Source organism: Paenibacillus sp. NRS-1760 (assembly GCF_050467785.1).
Taxonomy (GTDB): Bacteria; Bacillota; Bacilli; order Paenibacillales; family Paenibacillaceae; genus Pristimantibacillus.
This window is the reverse complement of the sequence record NZ_JBITPK010000021.1, coordinates 102,489-119,513: the sequence shown is the minus strand read 5'-3', so window position 1 is coordinate 119,513 and position 17,025 is coordinate 102,489. Positions and strand designations below refer to the sequence as shown.

The following is a 17,025-nucleotide window of genomic DNA, read 5'->3' as shown; positions in this document are numbered from 1 at the left end:
TTTATTCTTTAAATGAACAATGAGCATCGACAGAGGAGCTAGTCCATATGGCAAACGACATTGAAATCAACTTGTATAAAGATTGGATAAATACGGTGAAAGAAATCTTTCGGGGGTCAGGACATCCCTTGCCTGAATCCATTAGCGATCGGGAGGCAGCATTTGCTTACTTCTCGCAGACCGCACAATCGGAAGAGGAAGCAGAGCAGCAGGCGGATGCGAATGAAGAACGCCTTGCCTCGCTGCAGCAGACGATCATCGATCATTTTGAAACGGTTATTGTGCCGGATATTCGCAGCAGAACAAATTATGCAGGCGATCGTTTTGCTTTCAAATGGTTGTACAACAAAGGCGAGCATATCGTTGAAGAGCACTCATCCTACCGAATTCCGCTCTCTTAAGAGCGGGATTTTTGCATCGTATAGGCAGCGCTTCCATTTTGTCTAATTTTCATATGATAAAATATTGAATTAGTAATGTAGGCACGACAGATTACCAGCATTATAATGTAGATGCCTTAAAATTTTACGCGAAAAAGTAAACGCTTACCTCAGCCGATACTAACGAATGAAGTTTGCTGCGCAAAGCTTTAAGGAGGAGCCGTTTGTATGAAGAAGAGCATTCGAACAATGGGGCAAAGAATGAACAATATTCGAATCAAAAAGAAACTAATTATTTCTTTTATTCTCGTTGTTTTTGTACCGGTGCTTATCGTAGGCATTTTTCTTACCGTCGCTTTTAGGCAAAATGTACTTGATCAAGCGACCCAGCAAATTACGAATAACGTCGAGCGAATTAAGAAGCAGACCTTGGATATTATACGCATGCCAATCGAAATTTCCGACAAGCTGCTGGTCGATAGCAGGTTAACGAACGTCGTCAACACGCAATACAGCTCCACGTTTGATGTCGTTAAGGCGTTTTGGGATTACCGTGATTTTAAAGATTACATTCAACTATACAGTGAAGTCTACAATATACGCTTTTATACGACGAATATGACGATACTCGACAACTGGGAGTTTCTGAAAGTTACGGATCCTATTGCAGAGACATACTGGTATAAGTCAGCAATGGAGCGCGACGGCATTCACTGGGAATACATTAAGGATGAAACCAAAAATAACCGCCGTTATTTGAGTCTTATTCGGAAGATCACGTTCCCAACGTATCGGACAAGCGGTGTACTAGTGATAGGCGTGAATCAGGATGAGCTTAATGCGATGATTAGCCAAGAGCCGTTTGATACGATGATTATTGATGACAATGGTTATATGATTGCAGCGAAAAATCCCGAATGGGTAGGTAAAAATATTTCTGAATTAGACTTTGCCAGTAAACTGACGAATAAAGCAGCAGGCACCTATGAATTCAAATATGATGGAAAACCTTCGAAAATTGTTATCGAGGATCTTCAGCCCGAATCAAGCTTTAATCGGTTGAAAATCGTATCGGTATTTACAATTGATAGTATTGTAAGTGGAGCTAATCGGATAAGCTTGCTTGGGCTAGGCATTATTTTGCTAAGCTTAGTTATAGCCTTCGTTATGATTTATATTTTTTCTGCGATTATATCGAAGCGGATGCTGGTCCTGAATAAAGATTTGAACAAAGTAGCGATGGGAGATTTGAACGTGATTTCGCATGTGACAGGCAATGACGAGATTGGCATCCTGTCCAAGCAATTCAACAACATGGTCGTTAGTATTCGTGGCTTAATGGATGAGGTAGCGGAATCGCATAAACAGCAGGCGCAGCTGCAGCTTAGACAGAAGGAAATTAAACTGAAAATGATGGCTAGCCAAATTAATCCTCATTTTTTGTTTAACGCGCTTGAATCGATTCGAATGAAAGCTCATATCAAAGGCGAGACAGAGATTTCTTCAATCGTTCGTATGCTTGGTAAAATGATTCGTCGAAATTTAGAGATAGGCGCGCGCAAAATTGCATTAAAGGATGAACTCGAAATGGTGCGCTGCTATTTGGAAATTCAAAAATTCAGATACGGCAACGATCGATTGACGTTTCGCCTCGATATCGATGCTAATGGTCAGGAGATCGAAATTCCGCCGCTCATAATTCAGCCTCTCATCGAGAATGCTGTTGTGCATGGTCTTGAAAATGTTGCTGAGGGCGGATTCGTATGGTTAAAGACAGAGGTCAGTGATCATTTGCTTCGGGTCGAGGTATCCGACAATGGCGTAGGAATCAGCGATGAAAAGATTCATGAAATCAATGAATCGCTGCATGATATGGAAGAAGAGGAAGAATACCGAATCGGGCTGCGCAATGTCCATCAGCGGCTGGTCATGATCTATGGGGATGGATATGGCTTGACGCTGACGAGCGAGCTTGGAGCGGGTACACGCATTACTTTTGAAATTCCAATAGGGGGTCATTCGCTTGCATAAAGTGCTCATTGTAGACGATGAACCGATGATTCGAGAAGGACTGCAAACATTAGTTGATTGGAGCAAATACGGATTTGCCGTCGCAGGGACAGCATCCAATGGACGCGAGGCAGTCGAGAAGCACGGTGTGCTGAGTCCTGATTTGATTCTGATTGATATCCGCATGCCTGGCATGGATGGACTACAAGCGATTGAGGAAATAAGGAAAACAGACAATAGCTGTCATTTTTTAATTTTGAGCGGCTATGCGGAGTTCAATTATGCTAAGCAAGCGATCGCGCATAATGTGGATGGTTATATTTTAAAGCCGATCGATGAAGATGAGCTGGAGAGTTATGTCGAACGAGTCTCTGCTCAGCTCCAAAGTCAGTCGGAGCAGCGTCAAAACACAGAGCAATCGGCTGCTTTACTGCGTGAGGAGATGCTGTATCAGCTCACAAGCGGGAAGCTGGATGCAAATACGGCTAACGGCCACGAGCTGAAAACATTATTGGGTGAGCCGGCGAAATATTACCAGCTGATGTTGATCGAGCTCTACAGCAGGGAGCATTCCCTTACGCTGAATGCAACGCTCAAGAAGAAGCTGACGGACATTGTTGAAGAGAAGCAAATCGGCTGGGTTTTTTCTGCCGAGCCTTATATTGGGATATTGCTTAAAGATTATGTGCTTCAAAATGGCTCGCGCGAGCAAATGAAGCTGTGGATCGAGGAATGCTGCGGAACGAAGGTGAAATTTGCAGCTGCGGCAAGCGAACCCGTTCGTGAACCCGCGGAGCTGCAAAAATGGTCCATGCCCATTCACGACTTATTGAAGCAGCGGTTCATGCTGCAAGGACAGTTCATCCATATGGTGTCTTTAGCCGAGGAAAGACAGCAGGCGGAGGCTGAGCTTAGCAATCAATTATCAATCGAAAGCCTTGCTCAAAAGCTTTATTATATGCTGGATATCGGGAGCAAAGAGGGAATGGACAAAGCGCTGCAGGAGGCGTCAAAGCAAATTATCGCTTATGATTGTTCCGAGCCGTTCGTCAAATCGAGCTGGGCGCAGCTTCTCACGATCGTACTAAATAAAGCGGCCTTGTCTAATCCGCAGCTATCGCTCCATGAGGATCTGTCGATGATTACCGCCTTGTACCTTGCCCATCATTATGAGGAAATGATTGCGCAGCTGCAAACCCGTCTGTCGGAGCTGGCGATGAAAACTTCGAAATCAGACAGCTTGTCGGTCATGAAACAAATGACTGACTTTATTGAACGTCATTATAGCGAAAATATTAAGCTGGAAACGCTGGCTGATCTATTTAATTACAATAGCGGCTATTTAGGAAAAATGTTCAAAAACTATACGGGTGAGCATTTCAACACGTATTTGGATCAAGTGCGAATCCAGCATGCCATTGAGCTGCTGCAGGAGGGGCTCAAGGTTCATCAGGTGTCGGAACGGGTCGGATATGCGAATGTTGATTACTTTCATAGTAAATTTAAAAAGTATAAAGGGGTATCGCCCTCATCTTTTAAAAGTATTTCTGGTAGAACGGCTTTGGAATAGGAAGCTGTTGTTCCTATAATCTTATTATTACAAACATCTATTTCACAGGACTGATAGAGTCGCTGGCGAGCTAGATGTTTTTTTTATTTTTTTATATAACCAACGGTTATGAAAACGCTTGAAAGAACGTATTTTCATATGATTTTAGGTCTAATTATATGGGTGCCGGAGGAAAGGTTCTATCGTTTATGATAAGTACAGATAAGAGAGGGTAAGCTACTCACCACATAAGGTAGCTTGCGAAGACGTTTTTGCACGAAGCAGAAACAGTAGGAGGAGCAGCTATGAAACCGCTAACAGATAGTCCTAAGCAGTTAAGGGCGACAAACAAAAGGAATCGATTTTGGTTCAAAGCCATTCAGCAGCGTTACTTGTACATGATGTCGCTGCCGTTCGTCATCTGGATCTTCCTATTCAGCTATGTGCCGGTATGGGGCTGGTTGACCGCATTTCAGAATTATAAGCCGAAAAACGGGATATTGAATCAAAAATGGGTAGGCCTTGAAAATTTCGTAGAGCTGTTTCAAGACGAAAGATTTTATATCGTTTTACGAAACACGCTGGCAATGAGTACGATGGGGCTTATCGTAGGGTTTACGATTCCAGTTATTTTTGCTCTATTGCTTAATGAAATAAGAGGGCAGTTCTTTAAGCGCTCTGTACAAACCATTTCATATTTGCCGCACTTTGTATCTTGGGTAGTTGTTGCGGGGCTTGTAACGAAGATACTCTCAACAGACGGCGGTGCGATTAATCAATTATTGATGTACCTTAACATCATTGATACGCCGATTCAGTTTATGGCCAAGGGCGAATGGTTCTGGAGCGTCGTAACTTTATCGGATTTGTGGAAGGAAATGGGCTGGAATTCCATCATCTTTTTAGCTGCGATGGCGGGAATAGATCCTGAGCTTTATGAAGCATCGACTGTCGATGGGGCAGGCAGATTCCGCAAAATGTGGCATATTACATTACCGGGAATTAGAACAACCTTTATGGTGCTATTCATTTTATCGATCGGTCATTTAATCAGCATAGGCTTCGAGAAACAGTTTTTGTTAGGAAATCCTCTTGTATCCGATTTTTCAGAAGTGCTCGATCTGTATGCGCTGAAGTACGGTATTCAAATGAGCCGATATTCGTACGGTACGGCAATCGGTATCTTTAACTCCGTAGTCAGCATCCTATTAGTGTTTATCGCGAACGGAATTTACAAACGAGTCACCAAAGAATCAATCATATAGGAGGTGCGGTACATGCAAGGAGCTATGCGAAGAAGTACAGGCGATAAAGTTTTTGACACATGCATTTATGTTTTCATGATCATCGTTGCTATCGTAACGTTGTATCCGTTCCTGAATGTACTAGCGATATCATTTAATGATTCGGTAGATACGGTAAGAGGCGGTTTAACTATATACCCTCGCGAATTTACACTCAAAAATTACGAGACGATTTTCGGCTTTGAGGGATTGCTTGTAGGCTTCAAAAACTCGGTTATTCGTACCGTTTTGGGAACGCTCATTGGGGTGTTGTCGGCATCGATGATGGCTTACACCTTAAGCCGTCCAGACTTCCAAGCAAGAAGGTGGATGTCCGTCGTATTCGCACTCACGATGTATTTCTCAGGCGGTCTCATTCCAGGGTTTCTGCTTATGAAAAACTTAGGTTTGATTGGTACGTTTTCGGTTTACATCATTCCAGCTATTTTGAGCGTTTGGAACGTGTTCATCGTCCGCTCTTATATTGACGGGCTTCCGTATGCACTCCAAGAATCAGCCAAAATTGATGGGGCAAATGATTGGACTATATTTTGGAAGGTTATCCTTCCGCTTTGTCAGCCTGTACTCGCTACAATTGCTTTGTATATTGCTGTTGGACACTGGAACGCTTGGTTTGATACTTACTTGTTCAATAATAGGAGTCCAGAGAATACGACACTGCAGTATGAGCTGATGAAGGTGCTGCTATCCACGCAAACGGGCAGTAATTATCGTGATCCTAATGCGCAGCAAACGCTGGCGTCGGTTTCACCGGAGTCTATCAAGATGGCGATTACGATCGTCGTTACGGTACCGATTTTGCTAGTTTATCCTTTCCTTCAGAAGTATTTTGTCAAAGGCATGACGCTTGGCGCAGTAAAAAGTTAATATTGGTAATAGCAGGTTTCCTGTTATATACACGAGCATGATGAACGAGAAAAAGGGAGGCTTTCAAGCAATGAAAAGAAAAATGCAAATGGCTTTAAGCTTGGTATTGGCACTAATATTCGTATTTGTCACGGCATGCGGCAATTCGAATAATGAAGGCGGCAAAAATAAAGAAACGAACGCGCCAGGCAATTCCACGAATTCACCTACAAATGCAGCAGAGCCTGAGAAGGGTGATCCGATTACGATTCGTATCGCTTCTGGCGACGCTAACCCGAGCTGGGATGATATGAAGTCAGATGTAGGGCAATTTATTGTAGATAAAACAGGCATTACGATTAAACAAGAATTCCCTGTCGGCGGCAGCGACACAGATATGTTTGCCCTTATGGTAGCAAGCGACGAGTTTCCCGATATGGTTATGCCAAAAGGCAGTGCAGGCAAATTGGTTGATGCTGGCGCACTGATCGATCTTCGTCCTTTGATTGAGGAGCACGCACCGAACTTGAAAAAGATTTACGGCGAATACTTTAATCGTCTTCGTTGGAGCAAAGATGACGACGCGATTTATGTGCTCCCCCAAGACGGCGTAGGACAAACCTACTTCGAAGCTGGCGGCGGTTTCCAATTGCAGCATCAAGTGCTTGAAGCGGCAGGTTATCCAGAAATCAAAACGGTACAAGATTATGAAGCTGCAATCAAAGCTTATATTGAGAAGAACTCTAAAACAGCTGATGGCCAGCCGACAATCGGCATGTCGCTTAACGGCGGTGAATGGCAAATTCTAATTTCAGTTACAAACCCGGCTTTCTATGCAACAGGTGCTCCAGATGATGGCGAGTTTTTCGTTAATCAAGACACACATGAAGCGATCATGCATTACCAGCGCCCTGAGGAAAGAGAGTATTTCCGTTGGTTGAACCATATGAACGATATCGGGCTGCTAGATAAAGAAAGCTTCGTTCAAAAATATGATCAATATAAATCAAAAATTGCTTCTGGCCGTGTGCTTGGACTGATTGACCAAAACTGGGATTATGGCGAAGCAGAAAACGCTTTGAAAGCAGCCGGCAATTTTAAATCAACTTACGCTCGTTTTCCTGTAACGTTGAATGATACATTCCAAGATCACTCCTTCCAAGGCACAGGCTATCTATCTGGTTATGGAATTGGGATAACAAAGGATGCCAAAGATCCAGTACGCTTAATCAAATTCCTTGATTACCTTGCATCTGATGAAGGTCAGGTATTAGTTAACTGGGGTATTGAAGGCAAGCATTACAATGTGGAAGGCGGGAAACGCGTTATTCCTGCAGATGTTCAAGCTCAAAAATCAAATGACGGCAATACATTCAAGAAAACAACAGGTATTGGCAACTACTTGATTTCTGCTCGCTATGGCGATGGCGTGAAGGATCCTTCTGGAAACTACTATACGACGACATTCCCTGAGCAAATTCAAACGGCTTATTCCGAAGAAGACAAGAAGACGCTTGCGAAATACAATGCAAAAACGTACAGAGACCTATGGCCTGCTGACGATGCATTCCCTGTTCGCAAATATGGCGCAGCATGGACACTTCCGTTCGAGACGGGCTCGCAAGCAAACGTTATTTTCCAAAAAACACAAGATATTATGAAAAAACGTATCCCTGAAGCGATTCTTGCTAAACCAGCAGACTTCGATAAAATCTATGATGCATTTCTAAAAGATCTTGATGATGCGGGTGTAGCAAAATTGAATGCTGAATTTACAAAAATGGTGCAGGATCGTGTGGAACTTTGGTCGAAATAAGACTCAAAGTGAACTGGTAGGGAGAGGGCTCATCTAATGAGCTCTCTCCCTTGCTGTTAATTAACATAAACTGAAGGGAGATTGAAATAAAAATGATAAACGAGAAACTTCCGAAAATATGGTACGGCGGAGACTACAACCCTGAGCAGTGGGATGATGAGACGATGACGGAGGATCTTCGCATGTTCAAGCTTGCGAACATTGATGTTGCTACGGTTAACGTTTTTTCTTGGGCGCGCATTCAACCAAGTGAAGAAACCTATGATTTCACTGAGCTGGATAACATAATTGACAGACTTCATGGCGATCAAATCGCCATTTGCCTTGCTACAAGTACGGGTGCTCATCCGGCATGGATGGCCAAGAGATACCCGGATGTCACTCGTGTCGATTATGAGGGCCGCAAACGTAAATTTGGAGGACGCCACAATTCCTGTCCGAGCAGCCAAACCTACCGGCAGCATTCGGGACGCATCGCTGGGAAGCTGGCTGAGCGTTATAAGGATCACCCTGCGATTGTCGCTTGGCATATTTCGAATGAATATGGCGGCTACTGTTATTGCGACAACTGTGCCGACGCTTTCCGAGTATGGCTGCAAAAGCGTTATCACACGATTGAACAATTGAATAAGGTTTGGTATACAAATTTCTGGGGCCATACCTTTTATGACTGGGATGAAATTGAACCGCCTAATGCGCTTAGCGAGGAATGGGGCGGCAATCGAACCAACTTCCAAAGCATATCGCTTGATTATCGCAGATTTCAATCGGATGCTCTGCTTGATTGTTATTTAATTGAACACGAAGAAATTCGCAAGCACTCGCCCAACATTCAAATTACGACAAATATGATGGGTACTTACCCTGAGCTTGATTATTTCAAGTGGGCAAAACATTTGGATGTCATCTCGTGGGACAATTACCCGTCGATCGACACTCCTGTAAGCTATACAGCAATGACGCACTCGCTTATGCGCGGTTTGAAAAGTGGACAGCCCTTTATGCTGATGGAGCAAACGCCGAGCCAGCAGAACTGGCAAGCCTACAACGCTTTGAAGCGCCCTGGCGTCATGCGGCTTTGGAGCTATCAGGCAGTAGCGCATGGCGCGGATACCGTCATGTTCTTCCAGCTGCGCCGCTCGATCGGAGCATGCGAGAAATATCATGGCGCTGTCATTGAGCATGTGGGCCATGAGCATACGCGCGTGTTTCGTGAGTGCGCGGAGCTTGGCCATGAACTGACGAAGCTTTCAGATAAGCTGCTTGATTCGCGAATTGATGCAAAGGCAGCCATCGTATTTGACTGGGAAAACCGCTGGGCAGTCGAGCTGTCCAGCGGACCGAGCGTTGCTTTAAAATACGTGGACGAGGTTCATAAGTATTACGATGCTTTGTTTGAATTGAATGTTCAAACCGATATGATCAGCATTGAAGAAAACTTCGAGCAATATGATCTCGTTATTGCACCGGTCATGTATATGATTAAACCGGGTTTTGCGGAGAAGGTTGAAGCGTTCGTGGAACGCGGCGGCACCTTCATTACGACTTTTTTCAGCGGTATCGTTAATGAGAATGATCTCGTAACTACGGGCGGCTATCCAGGCAAGCTGCGCAAGGTTCTCGGCATTTGGGCGGAGGAGATCGACGCGCTGCTGCCAGGACAACACAACCAAATGGTGATGAAAAAAGTTGATGGGGCTCTCAGCGGCACTTATACATGCAGTCTGCTATGTGATTTGATCCATTCTGAAGGCGCTGAGGTTGTTGCTGAGTACGGCTCGGATTTCTACAAAGGCATGCCAGCGGTTACCGTCAATAAATTTGGCAGCGGGGAAGCTTGGTATATAGCTTCCAGTCCTGATAAAGAGTTTCTGCAGGCGCTGCTCACGAACTTATGCAAGGACAAAAGGATTGAGCCAATCTTGTCCGTGCCTACAGGGGTCGAAGTAACACGCAGAAATAAAGATGGGAAATCCTTTACTTTTATTTTGAACCATAACTCCGAGCCTTCCGAGCTTCAGCTTGGCGCTCAGCAGCGAACAGAGCTTCTCACGGGTGAGATTGTCAGCGGCGCTTATAGCTTATCTGCTAAAGGCGTTATGATTATTGAACAATAAAACATCTGCCTATTGAAATCGTTTTTGAAATCGCCCTGGATAAGCTCCGCAGCTGGGTGTTTGGCATATGCTGTTGATAAAAGCCCGGTGTGAGGGGAGCTGCACTTTTGTCTACGAAGCGGCAACGTCATTTATTGAGCTTGCTCGTGCTCATAATGTATGTTTTACTCGTTCTTTTGTTATTAGCCATATTTATTTAAATAAAGGGTTGCCTGCGACTAAATCATTAGTCGGGGGCAATCCTTTTTTTAATGTAATAAAGAATATTATTTGCTCCAGATTATCTTGTATATCTCCGTCAAAGCTGATGCAGCATCCAGAGGACATTGATGGCGTTTTTGTTTTTGTTGGAATATTGCAACCTGCTATTACAAATAATGAACCAGAAGAAAGCAAAGCGGTTACGGAACTTTAGCTTCAGGCATAGAGAAAAACCGTAGCGGAAAAGGAGGATGGTTTTGTGGCGACCAAAAGCAAAAGTCATTACAAAAAAATGTCCATGTCACCAAAAGAATATCAATCGTTCGCAAAAACGATGGAGCCGCCTCGATCTGTACTTGGAAATTGTTTGAAAGCATTCGTTTTTGGCGGGGCAGTATGTGTATTTGGACAGGTTATACAGGAGCTTTATGTCCATTTGATGGGAATGAGCGAAGAAGCGGCAAGCAATCCTACAGTTGCAACGCTTATTTTGATATCGGTTATTCTAACGAGCCTAGGCGTGTACGATAAAATTGCGCAATGGGCTGGTGCTGGCTCAGCAGTGCCTGTAACCGGATTTGCCAATTCCATGTGTTCAGCTGCTTTGGAGCATCGGAGTGAAGGTCTAGTTCTTGGTGTTGGCGGCAATATGTTTAAGCTGGCTGGTTCAGTTATTGTTTTCGGTACAGTCGCAGCTTTCTTCGTCGGTATCGCTCATCTTATTCTCGGAACTGGGGGTCAGTAATATGCTGCGAGGGAAACAATCATGGTGGTTTGAGAAACGCCCGGTAATAATCGGCGAAGCGACCGTGGTCGGTCCTGATGAGGGAGATGGTCCGCTTGCAGCCGATTTTGATCTCGTCCATCCTGAGCTGGACATGCAGCAAAAAAGCTGGGAGAAGGCAGAGCGGCTGCTGCTGGAGCAAGCCTCGGAGTTTGCAATTCAAAATGCCGGCATCGAACGCGACCAGCTTCAGTTTTTTGTCGGCGGAGATCTCATGAATCAAATTATTAGCAATAGCTTTGCTGCTCGATCACTTGGAGTACCCTACATTGGAGTATTTGGTGCATGCTCCACCTCAATGGAGTCATTGGCACTTGCATCGCTTTTTGTGAACTCAGGCTCAGCCACTCATGTGCTGGCAGGCACTTGCAGTCACAATTGCACGGCTGAGAAGCAATTTCGTTATCCAACGGAATATGGCTCACAGAAGCCGCCTACCGCACAATTTACGGTTACGGGCTCTGGCGCAGCTGTTGTCGCTGCAGAAGGTGACGGCCCAGTCGTGGAATGTGCAACCATCGGGAAAGTCATAGATCTTGGTATCACAGATCCATTTAATATGGGAGCTGCAATGGCACCCGCGGCTGTAGATACAATACAAGCTCATTTTAACGATACAGGCCGATCTCCTCGTGATTATGATTTAATTGTAACGGGTGATTTGGCTGGAGTAGGGCATCCCATTGCAAAGGAATTGCTTATGAAAAACGGCGTTCCGATGAACGAAACAGTGTTTGGCGATTGCGGCCTTATGGTATATGACGTTCAGAAGCAGAAGGTACAGGCAGGGGGCAGTGGATGTGGTTGTTCAGCCGTCGTTACTTACGGACATCTGCTCAAACGAATCAAGAAAGGCGAATTAAACCGAATTTTAGTCGTGGCGACGGGCGCATTATTATCGCCGCTCTCGTTCCAGCAAGGCGAGAGTATTCCATGTATAGCACATGCTGTTGCCATTAGCGCAGGAGGGAGCAAGCATATATGATCTTTTTGTGGGCTTTTTTAGTTGGTGGAGGAATTTGTGTCATCGGTCAGCTGATGTTTGATGTTCTCAAGCTGACTCCTGCTCATACGATGTCGACCTTAGTGGTCATTGGCGCTATCGTTGATGGTTTTGACTTATATGAACCGCTTGTCAAGTTTGCTGGAGCGGGAGCTACGGTTCCGATAACAAGCTTTGGTAATGCCCTCGTACATGGTGCATTAACCGAATTGCATACGCAAGGCTGGATTGGCGTTATATCGGGTATCTTTAAAGTAACTAGTGCCGGCATTTCGGCAGCGATTATATTTTCCTTCTTGGCAGCACTTGTCGTCAGGCCAAAAGGATAACCATTTATGCACTTAAGTTGGAGGGTCCTGTGGGATCTTCCAATTTTTTTTGTAGCGAAAAAATTTGTGCACTGTAAAGGAAGTACTGTAAAATAGTAGTATTGAATACTAACTCATGCGTTATTTCGGGAGGTTATGAAATGGATATTCGTCCTGCAGACATGCAATTATGTTCTACTATTCTCCGAAACTTAGAATCTTGTATCCTCGGCAAACAGGAAGAGATCCAAAGATTGTTAATTGCCGTCGTTGCAGGTGGACATGTTCTGCTTGAAGATGTGCCAGGCACGGGAAAAACACAATTAGTGAAAGCGTTGGCAAAGTCAATAGGCGGCCAGTTCCGCCGGATACAATGCAATCCCGACTTGCTGCCAACTGACATAACAGGCGTTTCCATTTATCATCCCAAACAAGAAACCTTTTTATTTCGTCCGGGTCCAATTATGGCTAATATATTGCTAGCCGATGAAATCAATCGCGCGACAACGAAGACACAATCTGCTTTGCTTGAGGCGATGGAAGAAGGACATGTAACGGTTGATGGCGATACATATGAGCTGCCTCGTCCGTTCGTTTTGCTCGCTACCCAAAATCCAATAGAATTTGAAGGCACTTATACGCTTCCGGAGGCGCAGCTGGATCGGTTCATGATGAAGCTGTCGCTCGGTTATCCAAGTGAAACAGATGAGCAGCAAATGGTGCTCTCTAATGAAGGAATACATCCATCTGATCGCATTCAGCAAATGATTAATATATCCGATATGATCCAAATTCAAGACCAAGCTCTTAAGGTGCATATTGATGACGCCGTAGGCAAATATTTAGTTTCATTAATAAGAGGAACGAGGGAAAACGCGAATGTAATGCTAGGAGCAAGTCCTCGTGCAGCGCTAGCGCTGGCAAGAGCGGCTAAAGCGAGCGCTTATATTCAGCAGAGACAGTTTGTAACGCCTGATGATGTGAAGGAACTTGCTCCTTATGTGCTTTCGCACAGGCTTCTTCTGAGAATGGAAGCTAGAATGAACGGTCTTAAAGCGGAGGATATCATCGAGCAGGTGATTCAGTCCACGAAAGTACCGGTTCGGCTAGAGCGTTAGTCGTATGACAGCGGCCAAATCTTCGAAGCTGCGGATGCAGCTTGTCGCAGTCATTTATTTGACCAGTCTGTTCTACTTTTTATTTCAAGGCGGCAAAACCGCGATGATGCTCTTCATGATTTTGAATTTATTAATTATTTATTTAGTGCTTGGCAGGTGGAGCGGAATTAACAAGGTGACGGGCAGCAGAGTGTACGCGATGCCTGGAGCAACAACAATCGATCAATCTTTATCAGCAGGCAGCACGCTAGAAGTAAGCCTTTCCATGAAAATTCCTGGCTATTATCCTCTTCCATACGTCATTGTTAGAGATCAGCTGCATCGTCATAATGGACAAAGGCTGGCATTCGAGACTTCCTTCGTGCCGAATTGGAAGCGTGCAGGCCATGTCGTGTATCAAACGCCTCCACTGCAGCGCGGCGAGTACCGTTTTACTCATACAGAGTGCTTGTCTTATGATGTATTCGGTTTGTTCGAGCATTCTGGGAAATTCGGATCAGAGACAGTGCTTAATGTGCTGCCTCAGACAGTTCCACTTAGGCAGTGGAACGGCATTCAGCGGGGGATTCGCGGTCCTTACTCTCATGCCATTGCGTCACGCTCAGCGAAGGAAACGACACAAATTAACGGCGTTCGTGAATATTTATATGGAGACCGTTTATCACGTGTGCATTGGAATGCGACAGCGAAGACGGGCGAGTGGAAATCGAAAGCTTTCGAGCGTGAGTCATTGCCGCGTACGTTAGTCATCCTTGATCGACATTCGAGCAGCTACAAAGGTGAACTCACGACTCGCTTCGAATTAGCCGTATCCGTTGCTGCATCATTGCTCGAAAACGGTCTCAAAAGTGATACGGCAATGGGGCTGCTCTCCATTGGCGATTCCATGACATTCGTTACACCCAAATCAGGCATTGATCAACGAAATATGGTGATGAGGCATTTAACCTTTGTAGATGCAAATGCAGCGCGGCCTTTGTATCCGTCGCTTCAGCAAGCTGATTCTACGATTGAAGCCGGAAGTTTTGCAGTCCTAATTACTCCTGAGACTGGCGCGGATGTCATTCGAAGCATGGAGTGGCTCTCACGCAAAGGAATTACCCCTTGCTTGATCCATATCTCCTCGTCGGTTGATTTATTAAGCCATAATACTTCTTGGAAACGTGTCTTGCGCGAACGTGGCTGGCCGGTATTTGAAGTTCGTCAGCTGCAAGAGCTCCCAACAGTTTTAGAAGGGAGTGGAATTGCATGAAACAGCTGATGCGATCAATTGGCGTCTATTTAACAACGGACTGGTTTGAGAAGCTTAGATTCATATTTATTGCAATTATTCTAGCCAATGTAATTACTATATTTGAAGGTTATTGGTGGGACGAAACGTACGCCATTGCCTATTACACTCTATTTGCGGCAGCGGCAATTGATCTATTGCTTCCTATGCGCAGGAAATATCTGAAGCTTCTTCTTCAAGTAATAGCAGCTATTTTCATTACATCGCAATGGGCAAGAATGGAATGGATCGTTGCAAGTCCGCAGCGCTGGCAAGAGTGGCTGTGGTGGCTGCAAGTACATCTCGTTCAGCTCAATCCATTTATATGGATAAGTGGAGCAATGCTCATGCTCTACGTGCTTTTTGGAATATGGACGATTACAAGAGTTCGAATGTTCGGATTTGTAGGCGTAAGCATTTTGGTTTTAACCATCGCAGATTCCTTTACGCCGATCTGGCTGTGGGATGAAGTGGGGATGGTTGTCTTTATTGGGCTACTCTGGCTCGTCGCTGGCCATTTGTCGAGGCTGAAGCGAGAGCATCCGAACAGCTGGAAAGAGCTAATCGAGTATCCGCTGCGATTAATGGTGCCGATTGCACTCGTATTATCGATTCTCATGATTGTAGGATTGAATATGCCTTCAATTGCTCCTATTCTTCAGGATCCTTATACGATCTGGAAGGAAGCTAAAGGGGAGAGGGTTCAGGTGTTTTTAGGCGATAAGGGCACAGATGTCATATCGCCGAACCGATCAGGCAATGCAAGCTCCGGATATAGTCGAAGCGACGATAAGCTTGGCGGTGGATTCGAATTTGATTATTCACCGATGATGACCGTCACGACCTCGCATCGCAGCTACTGGCGCGGGGAGTCCAAAGCTTTTTACACGGGTGACGGATGGATTGATGTAAGTCCCAGGCTTGCTGGCGAAGAAATTGTTCCAGTTGTGAAGGGTGAAGCATTCCCTTCATTAGATGATCCGCCAAAAGCTGGGGTTAAGCAAGTCAATCAGATTGTTACGATGATTCGAAAGGATGTTTATCCGGTTCTTTTTGCTGCTGCACCACTTTCGAAGATCAACTGGATTGAAAATGAAGAGGCAGCTATTCCAACCAGCTTGAGATGGGAGCCTAGCTCAGGCGAGCTGCGGCTGCTGAACTGGTCCATGCAAAACCGCAAATACCCGCAAACGTATTCGGTTACGTCGTCTGTACCTGTTCTAGATGAAGCGCTGCTGAGGACATCCAAAGCTGGCTGGTCAGATAAGGAAGAGGCTTCACGCCATTCATTTTACTTGCAATTGCCTGAATCATTGCCTGATCGAGTCAAACAGCTTGCAGAGCAGGTCACCGCTGGAGCAGCTAATGATTATGATAAAGCTAGATTGTTGGAGTCGTATTTAAGGCTAAATTACAACTATAATAATTTGCCCGATGAATCAAAGCTCACAGGATCTACCAGCGATTTCGTTGATCAATTTCTGTTTGAGCTGAAAGAAGGCTATTGCGATTATTTTTCCACTTCAATGGCCGTTATGGCGCGTAGCTTAGGCTTTCCGACGAGATGGGTTAAAGGATTTGCTCCTGGTGCGCTTCCAGCTAGTGACTTCGGCCCTCCAGGCGGTTATAGGGAGGAAGAAGTAAATCCAAGCGGTGCAGGCACCTATACGGTTCGAAATTCAGATGCTCATTCTTGGGTAGAAATTTATTTTGAAGGTACAGGCTGGATACCGTTCGAAGCAACAGCGGGATTCTCATTCCCGTATACGCTGCCTGAAGAAGAGGTTGCTGCTTTGCCAGATCTAGATATAGGCGATAACGATGCTGCAGCAGCTGGAGATACAGAAGGTTCATCAAGCTCGCAGGTTTGGTTATGGAGCTCCATATCACTACTCATCGTTGCTGCAATTGCATGGCTCATTATTCGTCGTGACAAGCTTATCTTTTCTTGGAGAAAGCTCCGCCATGGATCATACACAACCAATGATCGAATCGTACTTGAGACGCAAAAGCTGCTGCGCATTTGCAAAAAGCGTGGAATGGAGCGCGAAGACCATGAGACGCTGCGCGAGGCCGTATTGCGCTGGTCGCAAAATCAGAAGCGGCTGCGTGAAGATTTTAAAATTGTGCTGAATGGGTTTGAGCAAGCAAAATACAGCCCCGTTATGGCGTCATCCGAAGAAGCGGATCGTTTCGTCGTTAAAGTACGTTCACTCATTGATCAATTAAGATAACATACGAACAAATACCGCTCGCCAGAGAAATTGGTAGCGGTATTTTTTTGCAACAAATTTAGTTTGTATGGTATAGTTTCGTAAG

The 17,025-nt window shown here is 45.0% G+C and carries 14 protein-coding genes; all 14 read left to right on the top strand.

What is annotated here, in order from left to right:
- The first annotated feature begins 47 nt into the window (after positions 1-47).
- Positions 48-401: a hypothetical protein gene (locus ACIFSR_RS28655; RefSeq protein WP_339208531.1), complete on the top strand. Its 354-nt coding sequence runs from the start codon at positions 48-50 to the stop codon at positions 399-401.
- A 207-nt stretch (positions 402-608) separates the two neighbouring features.
- Entirely contained in the window at positions 609-2,411 is a 1,803-nt protein-coding gene (locus ACIFSR_RS28650) for a cache domain-containing sensor histidine kinase (RefSeq protein ID WP_430061757.1), read from the top strand.
- Between the two features lies 1 nt (position 2,412).
- Entirely contained in the window at positions 2,413-3,960 is a 1,548-nt protein-coding gene (locus ACIFSR_RS28645; protein WP_430063158.1) for a response regulator transcription factor, read from the top strand.
- 284 nt (positions 3,961-4,244) lie between these two features.
- Complete coding sequence (locus ACIFSR_RS28640; RefSeq protein ID WP_430061755.1) at positions 4,245-5,204, top strand: ABC transporter permease; 960 nt, start codon at positions 4,245-4,247, stop codon at positions 5,202-5,204.
- 12 nt (positions 5,205-5,216) lie between these two features.
- Complete coding sequence (locus tag ACIFSR_RS28635; protein WP_430061753.1) at positions 5,217-6,110, top strand: carbohydrate ABC transporter permease; 894 nt, start codon at positions 5,217-5,219, stop codon at positions 6,108-6,110.
- A gap of 70 nt (positions 6,111-6,180) precedes the next feature.
- Positions 6,181-7,905 (top strand): ABC transporter substrate-binding protein, encoded by a 1,725-nt coding sequence (locus ACIFSR_RS28630; protein WP_430061751.1) that lies wholly within the window; start codon positions 6,181-6,183, stop codon positions 7,903-7,905.
- A gap of 92 nt (positions 7,906-7,997) precedes the next feature.
- On the top strand, positions 7,998-10,022 hold the full coding sequence (locus ACIFSR_RS28625) for a beta-galactosidase (RefSeq protein WP_430061749.1): 2,025 nt from the start codon (positions 7,998-8,000) through the stop codon (positions 10,020-10,022).
- 67 nt (positions 10,023-10,089) lie between these two features.
- A complete protein-coding gene (locus ACIFSR_RS28620) occupies positions 10,090-10,437 on the top strand; it encodes a hypothetical protein (protein WP_339208539.1) in 348 nt (115 codons plus the stop codon).
- A gap of 45 nt (positions 10,438-10,482) precedes the next feature.
- Positions 10,483-10,968: a stage V sporulation protein AC gene (gene spoVAC / locus ACIFSR_RS28615; RefSeq protein WP_076270077.1), complete on the top strand. Its 486-nt coding sequence runs from the start codon at positions 10,483-10,485 to the stop codon at positions 10,966-10,968.
- Between the two features lies 1 nt (position 10,969).
- A complete protein-coding gene (gene spoVAD / locus ACIFSR_RS28610; RefSeq protein ID WP_076270076.1) occupies positions 10,970-11,992 on the top strand; it encodes a stage V sporulation protein AD in 1,023 nt (340 codons plus the stop codon).
- Positions 11,989-12,339 (top strand): stage V sporulation protein AE, encoded by a 351-nt coding sequence (gene spoVAE, locus ACIFSR_RS28605; RefSeq protein WP_076270075.1) that lies wholly within the window; start codon positions 11,989-11,991, stop codon positions 12,337-12,339. Before spoVAD ends, spoVAE begins: the two co-directional genes overlap by 4 nt.
- 140 nt (positions 12,340-12,479) lie before the next feature.
- Positions 12,480-13,436 (top strand): AAA family ATPase, encoded by a 957-nt coding sequence (locus tag ACIFSR_RS28600; RefSeq protein WP_076270074.1) that lies wholly within the window; start codon positions 12,480-12,482, stop codon positions 13,434-13,436.
- A gap of 4 nt (positions 13,437-13,440) precedes the next feature.
- Entirely contained in the window at positions 13,441-14,688 is a 1,248-nt protein-coding gene (locus ACIFSR_RS28595; RefSeq protein ID WP_430061746.1) for a DUF58 domain-containing protein, read from the top strand.
- Positions 14,685-16,940: a DUF4129 domain-containing transglutaminase family protein gene (locus ACIFSR_RS28590; protein WP_430061744.1), complete on the top strand. Its 2,256-nt coding sequence runs from the start codon at positions 14,685-14,687 to the stop codon at positions 16,938-16,940. The genes ACIFSR_RS28595 and ACIFSR_RS28590 overlap by 4 nt, the downstream gene beginning before the upstream one ends.
- Positions 16,941-17,025: the final 85 nt, after the last annotated feature.

Bases quoted from the DNA above. Each gene is read 5' to 3' on its own strand.
- ACIFSR_RS28655 (WP_339208531.1), top strand. From the start codon at position 48: ATGGCAAACGACATTGAAATCAACTTGTATAAAGATTGGATAAATACG.
- ACIFSR_RS28650 (WP_430061757.1), top strand. From the start codon at position 609: ATGAAGAAGAGCATTCGAACAATGGGGCAAAGAATGAACAATATTCGA.
- ACIFSR_RS28640 (WP_430061755.1), top strand. From the start codon at position 4,245: ATGAAACCGCTAACAGATAGTCCTAAGCAGTTAAGGGCGACAAACAAA.
- ACIFSR_RS28635 (WP_430061753.1), top strand. From the start codon at position 5,217: ATGCAAGGAGCTATGCGAAGAAGTACAGGCGATAAAGTTTTTGACACA.
- ACIFSR_RS28630 (WP_430061751.1), top strand. From the start codon at position 6,181: ATGAAAAGAAAAATGCAAATGGCTTTAAGCTTGGTATTGGCACTAATA.
- ACIFSR_RS28625 (WP_430061749.1), top strand. From the start codon at position 7,998: ATGATAAACGAGAAACTTCCGAAAATATGGTACGGCGGAGACTACAAC.
- ACIFSR_RS28620 (WP_339208539.1), top strand. From the start codon at position 10,090: ATGCTGTTGATAAAAGCCCGGTGTGAGGGGAGCTGCACTTTTGTCTAC.
- spoVAD (WP_076270076.1), top strand. From the start codon at position 10,970: ATGCTGCGAGGGAAACAATCATGGTGGTTTGAGAAACGCCCGGTAATA.
- spoVAE (WP_076270075.1), top strand. From the start codon at position 11,989: ATGATCTTTTTGTGGGCTTTTTTAGTTGGTGGAGGAATTTGTGTCATC.
- ACIFSR_RS28600 (WP_076270074.1), top strand. From the start codon at position 12,480: ATGGATATTCGTCCTGCAGACATGCAATTATGTTCTACTATTCTCCGA.
- ACIFSR_RS28595 (WP_430061746.1), top strand. From the start codon at position 13,441: ATGACAGCGGCCAAATCTTCGAAGCTGCGGATGCAGCTTGTCGCAGTC.
- ACIFSR_RS28590 (WP_430061744.1), top strand. From the start codon at position 14,685: ATGAAACAGCTGATGCGATCAATTGGCGTCTATTTAACAACGGACTGG.